General features: G+C 60.5%; 2 pseudogenes. One reads left to right on the top strand and one right to left on the bottom strand.

Annotated features, from left to right (window positions below):
• Nucleotides 1-97: 97 nt before the first annotated feature.
• Nucleotides 98-337: pseudogene (locus ADL12_RS56665) on the top strand (XRE family transcriptional regulator); the annotation flags it as partial.
• Nucleotides 338-584: 247 nt separating this feature from the next.
• Here ADL12_RS56665 and ADL12_RS52940 read toward each other — a convergent pair.
• Nucleotides 585-668, bottom strand: a pseudogene (locus ADL12_RS52940) (IS5/IS1182 family transposase); the annotation flags it as partial.

Here is a 668-nt window from a genome sequence, read left to right on the forward strand (position 1 = left end):
CAGCCCGCCCCCTTGCGCGTACCGCATGAGGACGTCGTACCGCAGGGATCACGACCCGTCACCACAGCCCGGACATCGCCAATTCAACCTGAGTAAGGGACTGGAGACACGTTTCTCTGCACCTGACGATGCAGTGAATCATGTCTCCCTGTCCGTATTCCGTTTCGACGGAGAAGCGTTGGTCACTCCACACCTCGCCCGGCTGGTCGGGCATGACTCGCCACTTCTGCATCTGCGAAAGCACGAAGACGGCGGGATGTTCGACCGATTCGCGGAACATGCAGAGGAACTATGGGCCAGAGGCATAAAGGTAGACCGCTCGCCCGCAGCGTCTTAAAAGTCCTGCCCTGCCCGATCGACACTCTCTAGGCGCAGATAAGGCCCCCTCTCACCCCGAAACGATTGAGAGGGAGCCTGTCTGTGGTCTCAGAACGTCGGCGTGATCAGACCGGTGCCCGAAAATTTCGCCATGGCGCCGGACGGGTAGCGCTGGAAGGTGTAGCCGAAGTAGGCGTGGCCTCAACGCGCGAGCGGCAATGCGAGCAGCGATAGGCTTTCGCATACTCCTTGAGCGTTTTCCAACCTCACGCTGATGCGTGGTGAAGGACGAGGACGGCCTTCACCACGTCGGTGATGCGGTTGGTGCTGCAGCGGAGTTTCCGCAGGAG

The sequence above is a fragment of the Streptomyces regalis genome, assembly GCF_001509475.1.
Taxonomy (GTDB): Bacteria; Actinomycetota; Actinomycetes; order Streptomycetales; family Streptomycetaceae; genus Streptomyces; species Streptomyces regalis.